At 57.5% G+C, this 3,528-nt stretch carries 3 protein-coding genes and 1 pseudogene; 2 read left to right on the forward strand and 2 right to left on the reverse strand.

Annotated elements, in window-relative coordinates; translation table 11 throughout:
* Positions 1-302: response regulator transcription factor (locus tag A3AY_RS36205; protein ID WP_154663336.1), on the reverse strand; the 302-nt coding region annotated here is incomplete at its 3' end.
* A gap of 324 nt (positions 303-626) precedes the next feature.
* Between A3AY_RS36205 and A3AY_RS36210 the strand changes: the two genes are divergently transcribed.
* On the forward strand, positions 627-1,415 hold the full coding sequence (locus A3AY_RS36210) for a winged helix-turn-helix transcriptional regulator (protein WP_018328722.1): 789 nt from the start codon (positions 627-629) through the stop codon (positions 1,413-1,415).
* Positions 1,360-2,754: an amidohydrolase family protein gene (locus tag A3AY_RS0126600; protein ID WP_018328723.1), complete on the forward strand. Its 1,395-nt coding sequence runs from the start codon at positions 1,360-1,362 to the stop codon at positions 2,752-2,754. Before A3AY_RS36210 ends, A3AY_RS0126600 begins: the two co-directional genes overlap by 56 nt.
* 380 nt (positions 2,755-3,134) lie before the next feature.
* On the opposite strand, the pseudogene A3AY_RS0126605 reads toward A3AY_RS0126600, so the two are convergent.
* Positions 3,135-3,528 (reverse strand): annotated as a pseudogene (locus A3AY_RS0126605) (MmgE/PrpD family protein); the annotation flags it as partial.

A 3,528-nucleotide genomic window follows, 5' to 3' on the forward strand; every position in this document is an offset into this window, starting at 1 on the left:
TCCGCTCCAGCATCGAGTGCGGCAATTCTATCCTGTCTGGTTGCACCGCTGATCAGAACAATTAGAGGAATCGTGCTTTGACGGCGAATGGCGTGGCAGATAGAAAGGCTGTCTGCTGCATGCGCCGTACAGGCTATCACCAGATCGAACGGTTGGTGCGCGAGCAACACGCTGCCCTCCGGCCATGCGGTCCACGTCGTCGCAAACCCTGCCGCCGAAATGGCGCCATACGCCTCATCATCTCCAAGCAAAAGAATGCTGGGGGCTGATTTTTCTGAACTGGTTTTTTCAGAGTCCGGCATGTTGCGCCCTCGCTTCTGACAGGGGCAAAGGCCCAGCCTGCACGGCGATCACTAGAAACAGGGCATGCTTCCCTCGCGTTGAGAACGCAGCAACTGGTAAAAATACGAGTGCCGGTTTTTCGTCCCGAGAGGACCGGGTCAAAAACATCCGAGTGATCCATTCAAGACATGAGCCGTCGCGGCGCAATAAAACTTAACCTACAACATTAAAGTGTGGTTTGAGTTTTATGCAACGAAATGACAGACTAATGGCTACAATTCTGGTCAGAGGCGCGGCAGCCTCACGCCGCAGCCGGCGTGCCATGCCGTGTAAATGTGAGACGCGTGATCATCATCACATCGAGCGACCCGCAATGTTCGTTATTCCTGCGGCATATTCTTGTGCGGGATGGTTTCGATACGGTTCTCGCGGCGGATTGCGACGAGGCCCTGTCGCTAACGAAAGAAGGTCTCGCCGATGCTTTGCTGGTGGACTGGGATCCGGCCTGTTCTCTTGCACTTTGTGGAATGCTCAAGGCCACGCCCCTGACACGGGACGTAAGGCTGATTGCGCTGATCGAGCCCACAGCGGCCACCGAGTATCCGCGCTTCGTCAATGCCGGTGTCGATATCGCCTTCGTCAGACCGGTGGATCCGGTGCGATTTCTGGATATCCTCAGAGCACAGCCGCCATTGCCGGCGAGCGGGACTGCGGACCTCGCGCATCATGACAGCCTCGGGCAAGCGGGTATTGTTCTTGAGCCCCTTGCATGCCGGGTCTTCCGCAGCGGCAGGCAGGTCCATTTGCCATTGATCGAATTCAACCTTCTTCGATGCCTCATGGAGCGGCCGGGGCAGGTCATGAGCCGCGGCGAGCTGATAGCCGGTGCGTGGCCGAAGGGCGTCTTTGTCGATCTCCGCACGGTCAATGTTCATATCGGTCACCTGCGAAGGACGCTGAATTTCGTCCCGGGCGAGGACCCGATCCGAACCGTACGAGGCGTTGGCTACGCACTGAACACGAGTGGGATGGAAGCCACGGCCGGGAAACCGTCCGGATCGCCCAAGGAGAAGCGTGATGAGCACCAGTTTTCAGGATACCGTCATTATCAATGGCAGCGTGATCACGGGTGATGGCAGGACGTTTTTCGAAAGGGGTATCGTGCGATTGCGCGACGACAGGATCATAGAGGTGCGGGAGGGTACCGAGGCGACAATCGAGGACGTATTTGTAATTGATGCCGCCGGATGCACGATCCTGCCGGGCATCATCAATGGGCATGCACACGGCTGTATCCACGGTCCTGCGATGCCAAGCGGCTCAGCGCCTGTTGCCGAGGACGACGTCGCGTATTTTCGTAACAAACATCTTTTGTCCGGAACGACGACGCTGCTCAATGTCTGTGGCTTGGCGACGGTAGACGAAATCCATCTTCCTGGTGGCGAGCGTCACCCACTCGATATTCATGTGTCGAGCGCGCACACACCGAGCAACATTGCCGCAGCGATGGAGATTGACGGAAAGGGATTGTCGAACCGACACCACGCCTTGACGATCGAGACAATGATTGCCGACGGCGCCAAGGCGCTGGGCGAGGCAGGTGGGGGCCAGACGCTGGGCGGTGGAGCGCAGGACTACCGCTTCATTCCCGCCGCCATTCTGGCTGCGACCGGAGTCTCCGTTCACCCGAAAATTGCCCGTTCCTTGAAAGAAGCAGTGCTCGGTCGGTCGCTCAATGGCGATGGAGCCGCCGATCAGCTTTATCTTGAGCACCTGATGGAGAGCTGCGGCTTGAAAGCGCATCTAGACGCGAAAGCGATGCGCGAACTGATCGCAAAGACCGTGCTTCCACCGGTTGCTCTGTCTCTTCAGGGCTTTCAGGAGATTGCGGCCCAATCCGTGCGCTTCGGTCTGCCCGCCATTTTCCATACGGCCTTGCCGACGATCGAAACCTTGTTGGAGATTGCAGCAACCCATCCGTCCTGCCGGATGGTCGCGGGACACACCAACCATCCTTCGTTTTCGGCAGAGGAAGCAGTGCACTTCGCATCGGAGCTTCGCAAGCGGGGTGCAGCAATTGACGTATCGACCCTTGACTGTGTCCATACGCGCTGGCGCAACGAACCGGATAATCTGGACGCACTTATCGAGGCGGGCTTGGTCGATACGATATCGACGGATTTTGCCGGCGGTGATTGGGACAGCATTCTGTCGGCAGTGCAACGCATGGTGGCGAAGCGACAGTTATCGGCGCCAGCAGCCGTCGCTCTTGCCACCGGCAATGTCGCCCACACTTTGCCGCAGCTTGCCGGAGACCGCGGCTTCATCACAAAGGGCAGACGTGCGGATCTGACAATCTGCGAAGGCCACAATCTCAGCCGTGTCCGTCACGTCATGATCAAGGGCAAGATTGCGGTATCGAACGCCGCGCTCGTTGATGACCGACTATCGCTAACGCAAGAAATATCGTAGTCGTTTTCGATGGCTGGGATTTCAACGACTTCTCGATGTGCACGTCGGCACATTTGATGTAATTATTTCTCGATCTTGTGTTTCAAAAATAATTGCTTCTCGATGAGAGAACTCGTTTTTCGATGACGGGGAGGAAGCAGTATTTTTGTATCACGCTCACGATATGGAAAACCCGCACGAGCTGGCGAGCAAGCGTGCGGGTCCAATTCCTAACGTAAGCAAATGGGTGGCTGAGGTTCGCGCCTCAGTCACTCCCTCCAGCAATATAATCCCCATGCAATTATGAACAAGTCCTGGATCACCCGCGCTCGTTCTCTGCTTACATAGCCGCGCTCCGCGCGGCCCATGCTGTGGCCTGCAGGAATTTTGATGGTCAGGGATCATGTCTCGGCCACGAGCGTAGCGGAGCCGAGTCCATAAAGAAGCTGCGCACCGTCATCGGATAGGAGCCGCAGCACGGCATGAATCAACGTGTCTTGCTGTCCAGGGCTGATTGTACCACGCGTCACCCGGCGAAATTTTTCTTCGAGCGCACCGAAGGACAACGGGTGCGCCGGGTCTCCGACGGGTCCCGCAACCGGCGACCGGAAACGGTCTCCTCTGGTTGTTTCGATCGTGACCCGTGCCAATGTCTGATCGGGAAAGAGCCGGTCTAGCTCCGGATCGGCGCTCATGCGCACCTTTTCGGCAAAACGCGCAAGGTCGGAGCGGTTGAGCAGTCTCTCGTCAACGGGAGCGAGCTCGGCCGGTCCGTCGATGGCTGCTACGGCAAGG

This window comes from Rhizobium giardinii bv. giardinii H152, assembly GCF_000379605.1.
Classification (GTDB): domain Bacteria; phylum Pseudomonadota; class Alphaproteobacteria; order Rhizobiales; family Rhizobiaceae; genus Pararhizobium; species Pararhizobium giardinii.

What these genes read in the sequence shown, in the direction of transcription:
- A3AY_RS0126600 (WP_018328723.1), top strand. Translation starts at nt 1,360, where the DNA reads ATGAGCACCAGTTTTCAGGATACCGTCATTATCAATGGCAGCGTGATC.